Here is an 18,930-nt window from a genome sequence, read left to right as displayed (position 1 = left end):
AAGGAGGGTCCTGTCTTGGATGAACAATTACCGATTACACGGCGGCAATTTCATATATTACTCAATCAGATTCAAATGACAGATGATGACCTCAGCCGGTACTTTGAAGAAGGGGAAATCGTCAAATTAACAGTGCAGAAGTCGACGAAAACGTGGCATTTTCTTTTCAAATTTAAGGCGCTTTTGCCTTACAAGGTATATGCGATGTTTCTCAGCAGGCTGACAAGTGCATTTTCTCATATTGCACAAGTCACTTGTACGATTGAAGTGAGTGATCCGAACATATCTGAAGAGCTCGTGCAATCGTACTGGTCACATTGTGTGGAAGAGCTTCAAGGAATTTCTCCCCCAATTATCAGCTTGCTTCAGCAGCAAAAACCATCGCTGTCTGGACATAAAATCATCATTAAAACGAAAAGTGAAACTGAGGCACTAGCCATTAAGAAGAAGTACAGCCCAATGCTCCAGGCTGCGTTTAAACAAGTTGGTTTTCCAGAGCTGCAATTCGATACAGAAATTTTTGTATCAGATCAAGAGATTCAAAAGTTCAGAGAACAAAAACTTGCTGAAGATCAAGAAAGAGCCATGCAAGCCCTCACTGAGATGGAGAAGAAGGAAAGTGAGGAGCAGGATGAAGCTCCGTCAGGCCCGCTGATGATTGGCTATCAAATCAAAGACAATGAAGAAATTCGTACGCTTGATAGTATCATGGACGAGGAAAGAAGAATCACCGTTCAAGGCTACGTATTCGATGCAGAAACGCGTGAACTGAAAAGCGGTAGAACCCTTTGTATCTTTAAGATCACAGATTATACAAATAGTATTTTAATCAAAATGTTTGCAAGAGAAAAAGAAGATGCGCAGCTGATGAAATCATTGAAAAAAGGCATGTGGGTAAAAGCAAGAGGTAGTATTCAAAATGATACGTTTGTCAGAGATCTTGTCATGATCGCCAATGATGTCAATGAAATGAAACCTCAGCTGAAAGAAGATACAGCACCTGAGGGTGAAAAGCGTGTGGAGCTTCATTTGCATTCCCCTATGAGTCAAATGGATGCGGTCACTGGCGTCGGCAAGCTCGTTGAACAAGCAAAAAAATGGGGGCATGAAGCGATTGCCCTGACAGATCATGCTGTTGTACAATCCTTCCCAGATGCGTATGCGGCAAGTAAAAAGCATGGCATCAAAATGATGTACGGTGTGGAAATCAACTTAGTCGACGATGGGGTACCGATTGCATATAACCCAGAGCACCGCTTGTTAGAGGATGCGACGTATGTTGTATTTGATGTAGAGACAACGGGACTTTCAGCCGTTTATGACACGATCATTGAGCTTGCAGCAGTGAAAATAAAAGGCGGGGAAATCATTGACCGCTTTGAGGCATTTGCAAATCCTCATCACCCGTTATCAGCGACAACCATTGAATTAACAGGTATTACAGATGATATGGTCCGAGATGCACCAGATGTTGTCGATGTCGTGCGGGATTTCAAAGAATGGATTGGAAAAGACATTCTTGTTGCGCACAATGCGAGCTTTGATATGGGCTTTTTAAATACGGCGTATAAACGCCTGTTAAAAACAGATAAAGCATCAAATCCTGTCATCGATACACTTGAACTTGGCCGATTCCTTTACCCGGAATTTAAAAATCACCGGCTGAACACACTTTGTAAAAAATTCGATATTGAATTGACGCAGCATCACCGTGCGATTTATGATGCAGAGGCGACAGGCTATCTCATGCTGAAGATGCTAAAAGATGCGGCTGAAAAAGAGATTGCCTATCACGATCAATTGAATGAAAACATGGGACAGTCGAATGCATACCAGCGCTCACGTCCTTACCACGCGACTTTGATTGCTCAAAATGAGACAGGACTTAAGAATTTATTTAAGCTTGTTTCACTTTCTCATATTCATTATTTCTACCGGGTGCCGCGTATTCCGCGCTCACAGCTTGAGAAATATCGAGAAGGTTTAATTGTTGGGTCTGCTTGTGATAAGGGTGAGGTATTTGAAGGAATGATGCAAAAGTCACCTGATGAGGTGGAAGACATTGCAGCATTTTATGACTATTTAGAGGTACATCCACCAGAAGTGTATCAGCACCTCCTGCAGCTGGAGCTTGTTCGAGATGAACGTGCGTTAAAAGAAATCATCACAAACATTGTAAGGCTCGGCGAAAAACTGAATAAACCCGTTGTGGCAACTGGAAATGTGCATTACCTTCATCCAGAGGACAAAATTTATCGTAAAATCTTAATTTCATCACAGGGTGGAGCGAATCCGCTTAACCGCCATGAACTGCCAAAAGTTCATTTTAGAACGACAGATGAAATGCTCGAAGCATTTTCCTTCCTAGGAGATGAAAAAGCAAAAGAGATCGTCGTAACGAATACGCAAAAAGTATCTGAGATGGTCGAAAATATTAAACCAATCAAAGATGATCTTTACACACCAAAAATTGAAGGTGCAGATGAAGAAATACGTGAAATGAGCTATCAAATGGCGCGCAGCATCTACGGAGATGATTTGCCAAAAATCGTAGAAGACCGTATTGAGAAAGAATTAAAAAGTATTATCGGTCATGGCTTTGCCGTTATTTACTTAATCTCTCATAAACTCGTAAAGAAATCACTTGACGATGGATATCTTGTTGGTTCAAGGGGATCTGTCGGCTCATCTCTTGTTGCGACATTAACAGAGATTACCGAAGTGAACCCACTTGCACCACATTATGTATGCCCAAGCTGTAAGCACTCTGAGTTCTTTAATGACGGATCTGTTGGTTCAGGCTTTGACCTTCCTGATAAAGACTGTCCTGAATGTGGTACGCCGTATAAAAAAGATGGACATGATATTCCGTTTGAAACGTTCTTAGGTTTTAAAGGAGACAAAGTCCCCGATATTGATTTGAACTTCTCAGGTGAATATCAGCCAATAGCGCATAACTATACGAAAGAGTTGTTCGGTGAAGAGTATGTATACCGAGCAGGTACGATTGGTACCGTTGCAGAAAAAACAGCATATGGTTACGTGAAAGGCTATGCAGGAGATCATAACCTTCATATGAGAGGCGCTGAAATCGACCGGCTTGTCCAAGGCTGTACAGGGGTAAAACGGACAACTGGTCAGCATCCAGGTGGGATTATCGTTGTGCCGGATTATATGGACATTTACGATTTCTCTCCTATTCAATATCCAGCAGATGCGACAGGTTCCGATTGGAAAACGACACATTTTGATTTCCATTCGATCCATGATAACTTGCTGAAGCTTGATATACTAGGGCACGATGATCCAACAGTCATTCGTATGCTTCAGGACTTAAGTGGAATTGATCCGAAAACGATTCCGACTGATGACCCTGAAGTCATGAAAATTTTCCAAGGGACAGAGCCTCTAGGTGTAACAGAAGAGCAAATTGGCTGTAAGACAGGTACACTCGGTATTCCGGAATTTGGGACAAGATTTGTTCGGCAAATGCTAGAGGATACGAAACCAACGACCTTCTCAGAGCTTGTTCAGATCTCTGGACTATCACACGGTACGGATGTATGGCTCGGAAACGCGCAAGAGCTCATTCACAATAAAACGTGTGAGCTAAGTGAAGTGATTGGGTGCCGTGATGATATTATGGTCTATCTCATCTATCAAGGCTTAGAGCCGTCACTTGCCTTTAAAATTATGGAGTCTGTTCGTAAAGGAAAGGGACTTCCTCCTGAATGGGAAGAAGAAATGAAGAATAATAACGTACCAAACTGGTATATTGATTCTTGTAAAAAGATCAAATACATGTTCCCTAAAGCCCACGCGGCTGCTTATGTACTAATGGCTGTTCGTATTGCTTATTTCAAAGTGCATCATGCACTTCTGTACTACGCGGCTTATTTTACCGTTCGTGCAGATGATTTTGATATCGAAACGATGACAAAAGGATCGAATGCAATTCGAGCTGTTATGGACGATATTAATTCAAAAGGTCTAGATGCATCACCGAAAGAAAAGAACCTATTAACTGTACTAGAGCTTGCCCTTGAAATGTGTGAAAGAGGCTACCATTTCAAAAAAGTTGACCTCTACCGCTCAAGCGCAACAGAGTTTATCATTGATGGAGACGGATTGATTCCGCCATTTAACTCGATCCCTGGACTCGGAACAAACGTTGCGTTAAATATAGTTCGCGCACGACAAGATGGAGAATTCCTTTCAAAAGAAGATTTACAAAAACGCGGAAAAGTGTCGAAAACCATTCTTGAATATTTAGATCGTCAAGGCTGCTTAGAAGCACTTCCTGATCAAAACCAGCTTTCTTTGTTTTAATGTGATAAAAAAGAGCGCCCAGAATGGGCGTTCTTTTATCTATATACAATAATTTTATTATGTTAACTAATAACATTTTTTTGTCATCTGGAATTATTTTCTTGATCATTCATATACCTTGATTTAGCGTGATGTTTTAAGAAAAGAGATTGTATGTCATTCTTTCTACCCAAATAGAGCTCAAAAGAGAATTTCGCCGTCTGAAATGTTCTCAAGCGACATATGATCATTCTGGGTACAGTCAGAAGGAGAATCAAGAGAAAACTACGATGAGCGTAAAGCTGATTGCTGTTTACTATGCTTATTTTTGAAAATATTTGATTCTTTTCAAAGCTGTACAGATCACGAGACGAACAAAAGGAGGAGGTTTGTCTATTCATCAATGTTTTACTAAAAAGAAGGGGTGAGGAATAGGGAGATGGCATCTTACAACTATGTAGAAGTTCTTCAAAAATCCATGTTGTTTTATGAGGCGCAGCGGTCAGGCCGGCTTCCAGAAAGCAATCGTCTTAATTGGCGGGGTGATTCTGGATTAGAAGACGGGAAGGATGTTGGTCATGATTTAACTGGCGGCTGGTATGATGCAGGTGATCATGTGAAATTTGGACTTCCGATGGCCTACTCAGCAGCTGTGCTTGCATGGACAGTATATGAATACCGAGAAGCTTATGAAGATGCGGAGCTGCTTGATGACATCTTAGATCAAATCAGGTGGGCAACAGATTATTTCTTGAAAGCACATACAGGGCCGAATGAATTTTGGGCGCAAGTAGGTGATGGGAACGCTGATCATGCTTGGTGGGGGCCGGCAGAAGTGATGCCGATGAACCGGCCAGCTTTTAAAATTGATGAACATTGTCCTGGAACAGAAGTAGCCGCACAAACTGCAGCGGCTTTAGCAGCAAGCTCTATCATTTTTAAAGAAACAGATGCGTCTTATGCAGCAAAGCTTTTGACGCACGCCAAACAGCTTTATGCTTTTGCAGACCAATATCGCGGAGAGTATACAGATTGTGTCACCAATGCTCAGCCGTTTTACAACTCCTGGAGCGGCTATATTGACGAACTCATTTGGGGCGGAATCTGGCTGTACTTGGCGACAAACGAAGAAACCTATTTAAACCAGGCTTTAAAAGCAGTAGAGGAGTGGCCGAAGGATTGGGATTATACGTTTACCATGTCATGGGATAATACTTTTTTTGCTTCACAAATCTTACTAGCAAGAATCACGAAAGAAAACAGATTTATAGAATCAACAGAGCGTAATCTTGATTACTGGACGACAGGTCTCGTTCAAAATGGAAAAGTAGAAAGAATCACTTATACGCCTGGCGGTTTGGCATGGCTGGATCAATGGGGTTCACTTCGTTATGCCGCAAATGCAGCATTTTTAGCCTTTGTTTATGCTGATTGGGTGTCTGATCAAGAAAAGAAGAATCGATACCAATCGTTTGCGATCAAGCAAACCCACTATATGCTAGGGGATAATCCGCTGAATAGAAGCTTCGTCGTTGGTTTTGGTCAGAATCCGCCGAAGCACCCGCACCACCGAACTGCACATGGCTCATGGTCTAACCAGCTCACAAACCCTCAAAATCACCGTCACACACTTTATGGAGCACTTGTTGGGGGCCCTAATGTTCAGGATCAATATGACGATGACATCTCGGATTATATATCAAACGAGGTAGCGACTGATTATAATGCCGCTTTTACTGGAAATATAGCCAAAATGGTGCAGCTGTTTGGTCAAGGGCAATCAAAGCTGCCAAATTTTCCGCCTAAAGAACAGGTGGGGGATGAGTTTTTTGTAGAGGCAGCTGTGATGAATAACGATACAACATCTACTCAAGTGAAAGCAGTGCTATACAACAGATCCGGTTGGCCGGCAAGAAGCAGCCAAACATTGTCCTTTAGATATTACGTCAATCTGAGCGAGGTCTTTGCAAAGGGATTCACTGAAAAGGATATTCAAGTGACAGCGGCCTACAATGAAGGCGCTTCCTTATCTCCGCTTAAGGTGTACGATGCATCAGCACATGTATATTTTGCAGAAATTGATTTTACAGGCGTAGTTATTTTTCCTGGAGGAGAATCTGAGCATAAGAAGGAAATCCAATTTCGATTATCCGCACCAAATGGGTCGAATATATGGGATGCCTCAAATGATTATTCCTATCAAGGATTAACTTCCAATATGCAAAAAACAGCGAGGATTCCAGTCTTTGACGATGGTGCTTTAGTATTTGGCGCACTGCCGGACAAATAAAAAACAACGAGGTTATTGAAAGGGTGAAGGATTTGTCAAATAAAGAACGGTTTTTAACGCTTTATCATCAAATCAAAAGTGAGGCGCATGGATATTTTTCACCGGAGGGAATTCCGTATCACTCAATCGAGACGCTCATTTGTGAAGCACCTGATTACGGGCATATGACCACCTCAGAAGCGTATAGCTATTGGCTGTGGCTTGAGGTGCTGTACGGACATTACACAGGGGATTGGAGCAAATTAGAGGCAGCTTGGGACAATATGGAGAAGTACATCATCCCAGTAAATGAAGATGGACATGATGAGCAGCCACATATGAACGCTTATAATCCGTCTAGCCCCGCCACATATGCAGCAGAAAAACCATACCCGGATCAATATCCTAGCCAGTTGAGCGGTGCTCGTCCTGCTGGTCAAGATCCGATTGATAATGAATTGAAGTCAACTTATGGAACGAATGAGACGTATTTAATGCACTGGCTCCTAGATGTAGATAACTGGTATGGCTATGGAAACTTGCTCAACCCATCACATACAGCCGCATATGTGAACACATTCCAGCGTGGCCAGCAGGAATCCGTATGGGAGTCTATTCCTCATCCATCACAAGACGATAAAACGTTTGGTAAGCCGAATGAAGGCTTCATGAGCTTGTTCACAAAAGAAAATCAAGCTCCAGCCGCCCAGTGGCGCTATACCAATGCAACGGATGCTGATGCACGTGCGATACAAGCAATGTATTGGGCAAAGGAACTTGGCTACAATCAGTCCACCTATCTTAATAAAGCGAAGAAAATGGGCGATTTTCTCCGTTACGGTATGTACGATAAATATTTTCAAACGATTGGAAGCGGGAAACAGGGTAATCCGTATCCTGGAAACGGAAAGGGTGGCTGTCATTACTTAATGGCATGGTATACCTCTTGGGGCGGAGGACTTGGGGATTATGCAAATTGGTCGTGGCGTATCGGGGCGAGCCATTGTCATCAGGGGTATCAAAACCCTGTCGCTGCTTATGCTTTATCCTCAGATAAAGGAGGCTTAAAGCCATCCTCAGCTACCGGGGCAAGCGATTGGGAAAAAACATTGAAGAGGCAGCTTGAATTTTACGTATGGCTTCAATCGAAAGAGGGAGCTATAGCAGGAGGCGCAACCAATAGCTGGAATGGAGACTATAGTGCTTATCCGGCAGGGAGAAGTACATTTTATGATATGGCATATGAGGATGCACCTGTTTACCATGACCCGCCTTCTAATAACTGGTTTGGGATGCAGGCGTGGCCAATGGAGCGCGTAGCAGAGCTGTATTACATTTTTGTGAAAGATGGAGACAAAACATCTGAAAATGTTCAAATGGCCAAATCTGTCATCACAAAATGGGTCAGCTATGCATTAGATTACATTTTTATCGGCAGCCGTCCTGTGTCGGATGAAGAGGGTTATTTCTTAGATGACCAAGGTCAAAGAATTCTTGGGGGAACAAATGCTGTTGTTGCTAAAACGAGTGCACCTGGGGAGTTTTGGCTTCCTGGAAATATTGCTTGGCGCGGTCAGCCTGATACTTGGAACGGGTTCCAGTCTGCAACAGGAAATCCAAATTTAACAGCTGTCACAAAAGATCCAACTCAGGATACAGGCGTATTAGGGAGCCTTGCCAAAGCTTTGATTTTCTTTGCTGCTGCTACAAAGCTAGAAACAGGTGATTATACAGCGCTTGGTGCGAGAGCAAAAGATACAGCCGCACAGCTCCTTGAGGTTGCATGGAATTATAATGACGGGCTGGGCATTGTAACAGAGGAAGAAAGAGAAGACTATGACCGTTTCTTTAAAAAGGAAGTGTATTTCCCAAATGGATGGAGCGGGACATTTGGTCAAGGAAATCAGATTCCTGGAGCGAATACCATTCCTTCTGATCCGCAGCGGGGAGGGAACGGGGTCTATACGAGTTTTGCAGATCTTCGTCCGGACATTAAACAAGATCCAGCATGGTCTTCACTCGAGAGTAAATATCAGAGTTCATTTAATGAAACAACGGGCAAATGGGAAAATGGGGCGCCGGTTTTCATTTATCACCGCTTCTGGTCTCAAGTGGATATGGCTACTGCCTATGCTGAATATCATCGTCTCATCAACTAGCAGGGTCAACATCAAGCTGCCGGCTTCTAGCCGGCGGTGTGTATAAGAAATATAAATCCAGTGAAGATAAGGGTGTTTTTACATGGTCAAAGAAAGAAGCTTTATTCATCATTCATTAAACAGGGGCAAAAATGGCCAGGAAGATCTTTTGTGGAAAAAAAAGGCGAATGATCGAATCTCAGAGCACAGACAAAGAGATCTTGTGATTAACGTTCAAAATAGCGAAAAAAAACCAGTAGCTGGTATAGAGGTTGAAATCAAGCAAATCAGACATGAATTCGCATTTGGTTCAGCGATGAATGACCAAGTGTTATTTAATCAACAATATGCTGATTTTTTCGTGAAGCATTTTAATTGGGCTGTTTTTGAAAATGAGGCAAAATGGTATGCGAACGAGCCGGAAAGAGGAAAAATCACCTACGAAAAAGCCGATGCGATGCTGAATTTTGCAGATAGACATCAACTTCCTGTGAGGGGGCACGCTTTATTTTGGGAGGTTGAAGATGCGAATCCAAGCTGGCTGAGGCCACTACCGAATCACGAAGTGTATGAAGCCATGAAAAACAGACTTGAGCATGCAGGCAATCATTATAAGGGGAGATTCCGCCATTGGGATGTCAACAATGAAATGATGCATGGTTCATTTTTTAAAGATCGCTTTGGGAAAAATATTTGGAAGTGGATGTATGAAGAAACGAAAAAAATTGACCCGCAAGCACTATTGTTTGTGAACGATTATAATGTGATCTCATATGGTGAGCATCATGCTTATAAAGCGCATATCAATGAGCTGCGTCAGTTAGGTGCACCTATTGAGGCGATTGGTGTTCAAGGGCATTTTGAAGACCGGGTCGATCCAGTCATTGTAAAAGAAAGGCTCGATGTGCTTGCTGAGCTTGGTCTGCCTATATGGGTCACAGAGTACGACTCTGTTCACCCTGACGCTAATAGAAGAGCTGATAACCTAGAGGCTTTATATCGCGTCGCATTTAGCCACCCAGCCGTCAAAGGAGTGCTGATGTGGGGATTTTGGGCAGGTGCCCATTGGAGAGGTGAACATGCGGCCATCGTTAATTATGATTGGTCATTAAATGAAGCAGGCCGACGTTATGAAAAGCTCCTAAATGAGTGGACAACACAAAAAGTTGAAAAAACAGATGTTAATGGCAATGTGACGTGTCCAGCATTTCACGGGACATATGAGATTCGAATCGGTAAAGAAAGTAAGACGTTAAAACAGCAGACAATTGAACTTGATTCAAATAAAAAAACACCGCTTCAACTAGATGTGATCGTACCTGTAGAAGGATAGATTGTGAGGAGAATGTGAATGAAGATTTGGACTCAAAAGGTGCCGTGTTTCATTTTACTGATCGCCGTATGGGCAGGCTGGTTCTCTCTTACCGTAAAAGCCGCCTCCTATGTACAAACATCTGGAACACAATTTACGCTCAACAATCAACCATTTTACTTTGCCGGCACAAATAATTATTATTTTCACTACAAGTCAAAAAAGATGGTAGATGCAGTGTTTGATGATATGAAAGCAATGAATTTAAAGGTGATTCGTATTTGGGGATTTCACGACGGGTCTCCCCAAGAAAACTCAGTCTTACAATCTAGTCCAGGCGTCTATGAAGAATCAGGTTTTCAAAAACTAGATTATGCGATTTATAAAGCGGGACAGGAAGGAATAAAGCTTGTCATTCCACTCGTGAACAATTGGGATGATTTTGGTGGTATGAATCAATACGTGAAGTGGTTCGGGGCAGGAGCACATGATGCCTTTTATACAGATCCTCGTATTTTAAAAGCTTACAAAAATTATGTGCGTTATGTATTAGAAAGAACCAATACGTACACAGGAATCCAATATAAGGACGATCCAGCTATTATGACTTGGGAATTAGCCAATGAGCCGCGGGTGCAGTCAGATCCTACGGGAAATACACTCGTCAAATGGGCAGATGAAATGAGTACATGGATCAAATCTCTCGATCGTCACCATCTTGTTGCAGTAGGAGATGAAGGATTCTTTCACATACCAGGACATGATGATTGGTTTTATGGAGGGGGAGAAGGCGTCGATTGGGACCGTTTGACTGCTCTATCTCATATCGATTACGGAACCTATCATCTCTACCCAGATCACTGGAACAAATCTGCTGCTTGGGGAGTGAAATGGATTGAAGACCATATCACCCGCGGGAATTCAATCGGAAAACCAGTTGTGTTAGAAGAGTTTGGCTATCAAAATCAATTAGCGCGTCCTGACGTATATCAAAGCTGGCTGTCAGCGGTTGAGCGGCTTGGAGGGGCTGGCAGTCAATTTTGGATTTTAACAAGCATTCAGGACGATGATTCGCTCTATCCAGATTATGATGGTTTCCGGATCATCAAGGGGAGTAGAGAGGCAGACCTTATCAGTGAACATGCGAAAAGAATGAACGAAAAGAACTGATGACGAATGCCTGCTGAATAAGGAACTTCATTTGCATAAAAAAATTGGATATGGTATAGTTTTTATGGAAATGCTAACGATTACCGAGACAAGAGTGGGGAAACCCGCTCTTTTGTATTGAACAGGCAATTTTTGTCTCGACATTATTCATCCGTTTTCTGCTCCCCCTGCTCACTTAAAGCAGGGTTTTTATGCAGAATGATTGATAAGAGCGTTTATCGAAAGCACAAGGAGGAAGAGAATGAGCAAAAAAGTAGTGGATGTCGTAAGCGAAATGGTGCAGCCAATTTTAGATGGCTTACAGCTTGAACTCGTTGATGTTGAATTTGTCAAAGAGGGTCAAAACTGGTTCCTTCGCGTGTTTATTGACTCTGATAAAGGCGTCGATATCGAAGAGTGTGCCAAAGTGAGCGAAGCCTTGAGCGAAAAGCTTGATGAGGCAGATCCGATTAGCCAAAACTACTTTCTTGAAGTGTCCTCTCCTGGAGCGGAGCGCCCATTAAAGAAAAAAGCTGATTTTGAAAAAGCACTTGGAAAAAATGTTTTCATGAAAACATATGAACCAATTGATGGTGAAAAAGCATTTGAAGGTGAGCTTACAAGCTTTGATGGTGAGATTGCAACAGTGACAGTGAAGATCAAGACAAGAAAGAAAGAGATCAATATTCCATACGAAAAAATAGCGAACGCAAGATTAGCAGTTTCGTTCAATTAACCTTTTCATTGATATAAGGGGGAACCATAAAAATGAGTAGTGAGTTGTTAGATGCCCTGACTGTTCTCGAGAAAGAGAAGGGTATTAGTAAAGAAATTATTATTGAAGCGATAGAAGCTGCACTCATTTCTGCATACAAGCGTAATTTTAATCAAGCACAAAATGTTCGTGTTGATTTGAATCGCGAAACGGGAACGATTCGCGTATTTGCAAGAAAAGATGTTGTAGATGAAGTGTATGATTCTCGCCTTGAAATCTCTGTAGATGATGCAGCCAATATTAACCCGAACTACATGGTAGGCGACGTCGTTGAGATTGAAGTCACACCAAAAGACTTCGGACGCATTGCAGCTCAGACAGCGAAACAAGTTGTGACGCAGCGAGTGAGAGAAGCAGAGCGTGGTGTGATCTACACTGAGTTCATCGACCGCGAGGAAGACATCATGACGGGAATCGTTCAGCGAATTGACAGTAAATTTATTTACGTGTCACTTGGCAAAATCGAAGCCCTTCTTCCTGTTAATGAACAAATGCCAAATGAAGAATACAAACCGCATGACCGCATTAAAGTGTTCATTACAAAAGTAGAAAAAACAACAAAAGGACCACAAATTTATGTGTCTAGAACACATCCAGGTCTTTTAAAGCGTTTATTTGAAATTGAAGTGCCAGAAATTTATGATGGTACTGTAGAGCTTAAATCGGTTGCTAGAGAAGCTGGGGACCGTTCTAAAATATCTGTTCGTACAGATGATCCTGATGTTGATCCAGTTGGCTCCTGTGTTGGTCCAAAAGGTCAGCGTGTACAAGCAATTGTTAACGAGCTAAAAGGCGAAAAAATTGACATTGTCCATTGGTCTAATGACCCGGTTGAATTTGTTGCCAATGCGCTGAGTCCATCAAAAGTACTTGATGTCATTGTGAATGAAGAAGACAAAGCGACAACAGTCATTGTCCCTGATTATCAGCTATCATTAGCGATTGGTAAAAGAGGTCAAAATGCCCGTCTTGCAGCAAAGCTGACCAGCTGGAAAATCGACATTAAAAGCGAAACAGATGCAAGGGAACTCGGTATTTTCCCAAGAACTGAAGACTCTGAATCTCTTTTCTTAGAGGCTGAACCAGTAGCTGAGGAATCTGACGAATAAGAGGTGATATAAAAGGTGAAAAGCCGAAGAAAAATCCCGCTTAGAAAATGCGTCGTGACGGGAGAAATGAAACCAAAGAAAGAACTGATCCGTGTTGTTCGTTCTAAAGAAGGTGAAGTGTCTGTTGATGCTACCGGAAAAATGAACGGACGCGGAGCTTACCTTTCTCTCGATAAAGAAACCATTCTTGCGGCAAAGAACAAACGCAGTTTACAGCAGCAATTTCAGACACAGATTGACGAACACATATTTGAAGAATTACTAGAACTAGCTGAAAAGGTGAAAAAACCGAATGAATGAATCTGAATGGTATCCTTTGCTTGGTCTAGCAAATCGAGCTCGTAAAGTCGTGTCAGGAGAAGATCTGGTGATCAAAGAAATTAGACATGCGCGTGCTAAGCTGGTTCTTCTTGCAGCAGATGCCTCACCGAACACAGAGAAAAAGGTATCTGACAAATGCAAATTTTATAATGTTCCGGTTAGAAAAGTTGAAGACCGTTCCGTTCTCGGACGTTCTATTGGGAAAGAAGCTCGCGTAGTTGTCGCTGTCACTGACCAAGGCTTCGCTAAGAAGCTCATAAGCTTGCTCGATTAATTTATTTGGGGGTGAACGAATGGCTAAAGTGAGAGTATATGAATACGCAAAAGCCATAGATGTTTCAAGTAAAGATATTATAGCAGCGCTTAAGGATATGAACGTGGAAGTGAACAACCACATGGCGACGCTTGAAGACGACACTGTGAAAAAGCTAGACGCTATCTATAAAAAAGCCAAAGCAAAAGAGACAGCTAACGAGAAACCCGCAGAACAAAAAAAACAATCATCTAACAAAAACAATGATAGAAAGAAGAATGACGTGCAGAATAATCAATTTAATAAAAACAAAAAAAACAACAACCAAAATAAAAACAAAAATAAACGCGGTGGAAATAACAAACCGCAGCATCAGCAAGCTAGACCTGTGAAGCCTAAAAAAGAGCTTCCTGAAAAAATTGAATTTACAAATTCAATGACAGTCGGCCAGCTGGCTGATGAGCTTGGAAAAGAAACAGCTGAAATCATCAAAAAGCTGATGATGCTTGGTGTCATGGCAACGATCAACCAAGAGCTTGATAAAGATACAGTTGAATTAATCGCTTCTGAATATGGTGTTCCAGTAGAGGAAGTTATTATTTTAGAAGAAACTGAACTTGAAAAGTATGAAGTGGAAGATAAAGAAGAAGATATGCAAGTACGCCCTCCAGTTGTGACAATCATGGGACACGTTGACCACGGGAAAACAACTCTTCTTGACAGCATTCGTAAGACGAAAGTCGTCGAAGGCGAAGCAGGTGGAATTACGCAGCATATCGGTGCATACCAAATTGAAGAAAACGGCAAAAAAATCACATTCCTTGATACACCTGGACACGCAGCATTTACTACGATGCGTGCACGTGGTGCCGAAGTAACGGATACGACAATTTTGGTCGTTGCAGCAGATGATGGTGTTATGCCACAAACCATTGAAGCGATTAACCATGCGAAAGCAGCAGAAGTGCCAATCATTGTCGCTGTCAACAAAATTGACAAACCAACAGCAAACCCTGACCGCGTGATGCAGGAATTAACTGAGCATGGTCTTGTACCAGAAGCTTGGGGCGGGGAAACGATCTTCGTGCCACTATCTGCAAAAACAGGTGAAGGCATTGACGAATTGATCGAAATGATCCTTCTTGTCAGCGAAGTTGCAGAACTGAAAGCCAACCCAAATCGTGCGGCAAAAGGGACTGTTATCGAGGCTGAGCTTGATAAAGGAAGAGGTTCTGTTGCAACCCTTCTTGTTCAAACTGGTACACTTCAAGTAGGTGACCCAATCGTTGTCGGAAATACATTTGGCCGTGTACGTGCAATGGTTAATGATATCGGCCGCCGCGTGAAGACAGCAGGACCATCTACACCTGTTGAAATCACTGGTTTAAACGATGTACCGAATGCAGGGGATCAGTTCCTCGTATTCAAAGACGAAAAAACAGCTCGTCAAGTCGGTGAGGCGCGTGCTTCTAAACAGCTGGACGAACAGCGTTCAGACAAAGCGAAATTGTCTCTAGACGACCTATTTGAGCAAATCAAACAAGGTGACGTAAAAGATATCAACTTGATCGTGAAAGCAGACGTACAAGGCTCTGCTGAAGCATTGACGGCAGCTCTTCAAAAAATTGAAGTAGAAGGCGTAAAAGTGAAAATCATCCATACGGGTGTTGGAGCGATTACAGAATCAGATATCATTTTAGCAAGTGCTTCTAATGCCATCGTAATCGGCTTTAACGTACGTCCTGATGGAAATGCGAAGAGCACAGCTGAAACAGAAAACGTAGATATCCGCTTGCACCGTATTATCTATAAAGTGATCGATGAAATTGAAGCTGCGATGAAAGGGATGCTTGACCCTGAATATGAAGAAAAAGTCATCGGTCAAGTTGAAGTTCGTCAAACGTTCAAAGTATCTAAAATCGGTACAATTGCGGGCGGCTATGTCACAGAAGGAACAATTACAAGAGACAGCGGTATCCGCTTAATCCGTGACGGCGTCGTTATTTTCGAAGGCGAAGTAGACGTATTAAAACGATTTAAAGATGACGTGAAAGAAGTTTCACAAGGTTATGAATGTGGTATTACCATTAAGAAATACAATGATATCCGTGAAGGCGATGTCTTGGAATCATTTGTAATGCAAGAAATCGAAAGAAAATGATCGGTTATACCGAATGTGAGTGCATGATCTATGATGCATCCTCACTGAAGGAAAAACGTGCGGTTCTCCAGCGTATATTGACAAGAACGCGTCATAAATTCAATGTAACCATTGCTGAAATGGATTACCAGGATACGTGGCAGCGTACATCAATCGGAATCGCCGTGATTTCCTCATCTCGGGTTCAAGTGGAAAAGGAGCTTCAGCGTGTATTAAGCTTTATAGATTCCTTTCCTGAAATTGAACGAACGATCACGAAAACTGAGTGGTTTTAATTAGAGGTGATAAGATCATGAGTATGAGAGCAACCCGTGTGGGTGAGCAAATGAAAAAAGAATTAGGCGACATTCTAGGCAGAAAGCTAAAAGACCCAAGAATCGGCTTTTTGACTGTAACAGATGTCGAAGTATCCGGTGACCTGCAAATTGCCAAAGTCTACATTTCTGTTCTTGGCGACGAGAAGAAAAGAGAGGAAACCTTAAAAGGCCTTGCAAAGGCTAAAGGGTATATTCGCTCTGAAATTGGCAATCGTATCAGACTTCGTAAAACACCAGAACTGCACTTTGAATTCGATGAATCCGTGGATTACGGAAACCGAATTGAAAGCCTAATTGCTGAATTAAACACAAAAGATCACGAATAAGACGTTGAAATAAGGATAGGCGATGATCGTCTGTCCTTTTTCATCGTTTATGAAAGGAGAGCGCGCAGATGATAAATGGTGTTCTTTTATTACATAAAGAAAGAGGAATGACCTCTCACGACTGTGTGTTTAAAGTGAGAAAAATCCTGCACACAAAAAAAGTCGGACATACAGGCACCCTTGACCCGGAAGTGTCAGGTGTTCTGCCCATTTGTATCGGAAGAGCAACGAAGATTGTAGAATACTTAACAGATAAATCGAAGACATATGATGCTGAAATTACGATTGGTTTCTCTACCACAACAGAAGACCAAACAGGTGACATCGTAGAAGAAAAAAAGGTGCAAAAACCAATCTCAGAAAAAGAAATTGATGAAGCACTGAAGCAGTTTGAAGGCACCATTGAACAAATTCCCCCCATGTTTTCTGCTGTGAAAATTGGCGGGAAAAAGCTCTATGAATATGCAAGAGAAGGCATTGAAATTGAGCGGCCGGCCCGTGAAATCACCATTCACCGTATTGAGCGGACAACACCTGTCACATATAAGGACGGCAGCGTGTCATTTAGATTCACCGTACTATGTTCAAAAGGAACGTATGTCAGAACCTTAGCGGTTGATATCGGAAAAAAACTAGGGTTCCCAGCCCACATGTCACATCTCATTCGCACAGGGTCTGGTGATTTTACACTAGATGAATGTATCACGCTGGATGAGCTGCGAGATATAAGCGAGGAACAAGCAGTAGAGGAGCATCTTGTCCCAATCGAGCGTGCGCTCAATCATTTGCCGAAATGGGAGATAAATGATACATTAGCAAGTAAAGTGGAAAACGGTGCAGTCCTGCCAATGCCTGATGAATTTGCTCATTTCGCAGAGGAGGATCGTGTCGCTGTTTTTGCTCCTTCAGGTCGTTGTATGGCGATATATATGAAGCACCCGACCAAGCAGAACCTGATGAAGCCGGCGAAGATCTTATCTCAGGACAAGCAATCTTAAAGAAAAGGTGACATCTCGTGAAGACTATACATATTTCACACCCGCATACATTGAATCAAAAGGATCAAGTCCCATCTGTCATGGCTTTAGGGTACTTTGACGGTGTCCACCTCGGGCATCAAAAAGTCATTGACGCAGCGAAAAGCATTGCGGAAAAAGAAGGATTGGCCTTAGCGGTTATGACCTTTCATCCGCATCCATCACATGTTTTGCAAAGAGCACGGGAACCAAAAGACTTAATTACACCGCTTGAGGATAAAATTGATTTTATTGAACAGCTGGGCGCTGACTATTTATACATAGTGCAATTCAGCGAAAGCTTTGCAGCACTATCTCCTCAGGAGTTTGTGGATCAATATTTGGATGAACTGAATGTGAAGCACGCTGTAGCGGGGTTTGATTTTACGTTTGGCCGTTTTGGTGCAGGCACAATGGAAACGTTTGATGAATACGGAAAAGGCCGTATCACGGCAACCATCGTTCCTAAGCTGTCTAATCAAGACCGGAAAGTCAGCTCTACTCTCATCCGTTCCGCATTGAAAAATGGGGATGTTGAATATGTGAGTGAGCTGTTAGGAAAACCTTATCAGCTGCGCGGCATCGTCATCCACGGAGACAAACGCGGACGAACGATCGGTTTCCCGACAGCTAATGTTGGCTTATCTGCTGAATACATTATTCCGCCGACAGGGGTTTATGCAGTAAGAGCAGAAGTAAAAGGCAAAGTATATGAGGGCGTTTGTAATATTGGCTATAAACCAACATTTTATGAAAAGCGTCCCGATCAGCCTGCCATTGAAGTAAACCTTTTTGATTTTAACGAAGAAATATATGGGGAACCGATTAAATTACAATGGTTCAAGCGCATTCGCAGTGAACGAAAATTTAACGGAATCCAGGAGCTAACAGCTCAAATTAGTCAAGATAAAGAAGAAGCGATTCAGTTTTTTCAAGATCAGCTCAAGCAAACAAAAAAATCATAGAAAAACAGCTCTACCATTTGCAAATTCAGCATATTTTTAGTATGATAATTCCTGTAGCTTTAAAACCACTTACTTGGCAGGCCGACTTCACCGACGGTTGCGAGGTAGATGGGGCTAACATGATTTGGAGGTGAAACAGGATGGCTATTACTCAAGAGCGTAAAACTCAATTAATTAATGAGTTCAAAACACACGAATCTGATACTGGATCTCCAGAAGTTCAGATCGCTGTCCTAACAGAATCAATTAACAACTTGAACGAGCATTTACGTACTCATAAGAAAGATCACCACTCACGTCGCGGTCTTTTGAAAATGGTAGGTAGACGTCGTAATCTTCTTACGTATCTACGTAATAAAGACGTAACTCGTTACCGTGAGTTAATTAACAAACTAGGCTTACGTCGATAATCGTAAAAAGCGGGAGGATTCCCGCTTTTTTATCGTATAATCACTAATATTTTATGGTTAAAATGTTGAAAGAATGGCAAAACCCTTCTACATACAGCTTT

15 protein-coding genes are annotated in these 18,930 nt (G+C 42.2%); all 15 read left to right on the top strand.

Annotation, left to right across the window (positions count from 1 at the left end):
- The first annotated feature begins 15 nt into the window (after positions 1-15).
- Positions 16-4,329, top strand: coding sequence for a PolC-type DNA polymerase III (locus AKG37_RS12140; RefSeq protein ID WP_060699055.1), 4,314 nt, complete (start codon positions 16-18; stop codon positions 4,327-4,329).
- Positions 4,330-4,747: 418 nt separating this feature from the next.
- Positions 4,748-6,598, top strand: a complete 1,851-nt coding sequence (locus AKG37_RS12135) for a glycoside hydrolase family 9 protein (RefSeq protein WP_060699054.1) — start codon at positions 4,748-4,750, stop codon at positions 6,596-6,598.
- Positions 6,599-6,630: 32 nt separating this feature from the next.
- Positions 6,631-8,736: a glycoside hydrolase family 48 protein gene (locus AKG37_RS12130; RefSeq protein WP_060699053.1), complete on the top strand. Its 2,106-nt coding sequence runs from the start codon at positions 6,631-6,633 to the stop codon at positions 8,734-8,736.
- An 82-nt stretch (positions 8,737-8,818) separates the two neighbouring features.
- The gene (locus tag AKG37_RS12125) at positions 8,819-10,048 is read left to right on the top strand and encodes an endo-1,4-beta-xylanase (protein ID WP_060699052.1); all 1,230 of its coding nucleotides are present in this window, start codon (positions 8,819-8,821) and stop codon (positions 10,046-10,048) included.
- A gap of 18 nt (positions 10,049-10,066) precedes the next feature.
- Positions 10,067-11,197: a glycoside hydrolase 5 family protein gene (locus AKG37_RS12120; RefSeq protein WP_060699051.1), complete on the top strand. Its 1,131-nt coding sequence runs from the start codon at positions 10,067-10,069 to the stop codon at positions 11,195-11,197.
- A gap of 241 nt (positions 11,198-11,438) precedes the next feature.
- The gene (gene rimP, locus AKG37_RS12115; protein WP_003211398.1) at positions 11,439-11,912 is read left to right on the top strand and encodes a ribosome maturation factor RimP; all 474 of its coding nucleotides are present in this window, start codon (positions 11,439-11,441) and stop codon (positions 11,910-11,912) included.
- 32 nt (positions 11,913-11,944) lie between these two features.
- Positions 11,945-13,060 (top strand): transcription termination factor NusA, encoded by a 1,116-nt coding sequence (nusA, locus tag AKG37_RS12110; RefSeq protein ID WP_024424140.1) that lies wholly within the window; start codon positions 11,945-11,947, stop codon positions 13,058-13,060.
- 15 nt (positions 13,061-13,075) lie between these two features.
- Positions 13,076-13,360 (top strand): RNase P modulator RnpM, encoded by a 285-nt coding sequence (gene rnpM / locus AKG37_RS12105; protein WP_077233717.1) that lies wholly within the window; start codon positions 13,076-13,078, stop codon positions 13,358-13,360.
- On the top strand, positions 13,353-13,655 hold the full coding sequence (locus AKG37_RS12100) for a YlxQ family RNA-binding protein (protein ID WP_039178647.1): 303 nt from the start codon (positions 13,353-13,355) through the stop codon (positions 13,653-13,655). Before rnpM ends, AKG37_RS12100 begins: the two co-directional genes overlap by 8 nt.
- Before the next feature lie 19 nt (positions 13,656-13,674).
- Positions 13,675-15,795, top strand: a complete 2,121-nt coding sequence (gene infB / locus AKG37_RS12095; RefSeq protein ID WP_060699050.1) for a translation initiation factor IF-2 — start codon at positions 13,675-13,677, stop codon at positions 15,793-15,795.
- A complete protein-coding gene (locus tag AKG37_RS12090) occupies positions 15,792-16,070 on the top strand; it encodes a DUF503 domain-containing protein (RefSeq protein ID WP_024424137.1) in 279 nt (92 codons plus the stop codon). The genes infB and AKG37_RS12090 overlap by 4 nt, the downstream gene beginning before the upstream one ends.
- A 17-nt stretch (positions 16,071-16,087) precedes the next feature.
- Positions 16,088-16,438, top strand: a complete 351-nt coding sequence (gene rbfA / locus AKG37_RS12085; RefSeq protein ID WP_007499525.1) for a 30S ribosome-binding factor RbfA — start codon at positions 16,088-16,090, stop codon at positions 16,436-16,438.
- 68 nt (positions 16,439-16,506) lie between these two features.
- A complete protein-coding gene (gene truB, locus AKG37_RS12080) occupies positions 16,507-17,436 on the top strand; it encodes a tRNA pseudouridine(55) synthase TruB (RefSeq protein WP_060699049.1) in 930 nt (309 codons plus the stop codon).
- 17 nt (positions 17,437-17,453) lie between these two features.
- Complete coding sequence (ribF, locus tag AKG37_RS12075; protein ID WP_060699048.1) at positions 17,454-18,419, top strand: bifunctional riboflavin kinase/FAD synthetase; 966 nt, start codon at positions 17,454-17,456, stop codon at positions 18,417-18,419.
- Between the two features lie 140 nt (positions 18,420-18,559).
- Positions 18,560-18,829: a 30S ribosomal protein S15 gene (rpsO, locus tag AKG37_RS12070; RefSeq protein WP_008354438.1), complete on the top strand. Its 270-nt coding sequence runs from the start codon at positions 18,560-18,562 to the stop codon at positions 18,827-18,829.
- Positions 18,830-18,930 lie beyond the last annotated feature (101 nt).

It is taken from the genome of Bacillus australimaris, from assembly GCF_001307105.1.
Taxonomy (GTDB): domain Bacteria; phylum Bacillota; class Bacilli; order Bacillales; family Bacillaceae; genus Bacillus; species Bacillus australimaris.
Note: the sequence above shows the minus strand (reverse complement) of the source record. Positions and strands in the feature narration are given on the sequence as shown.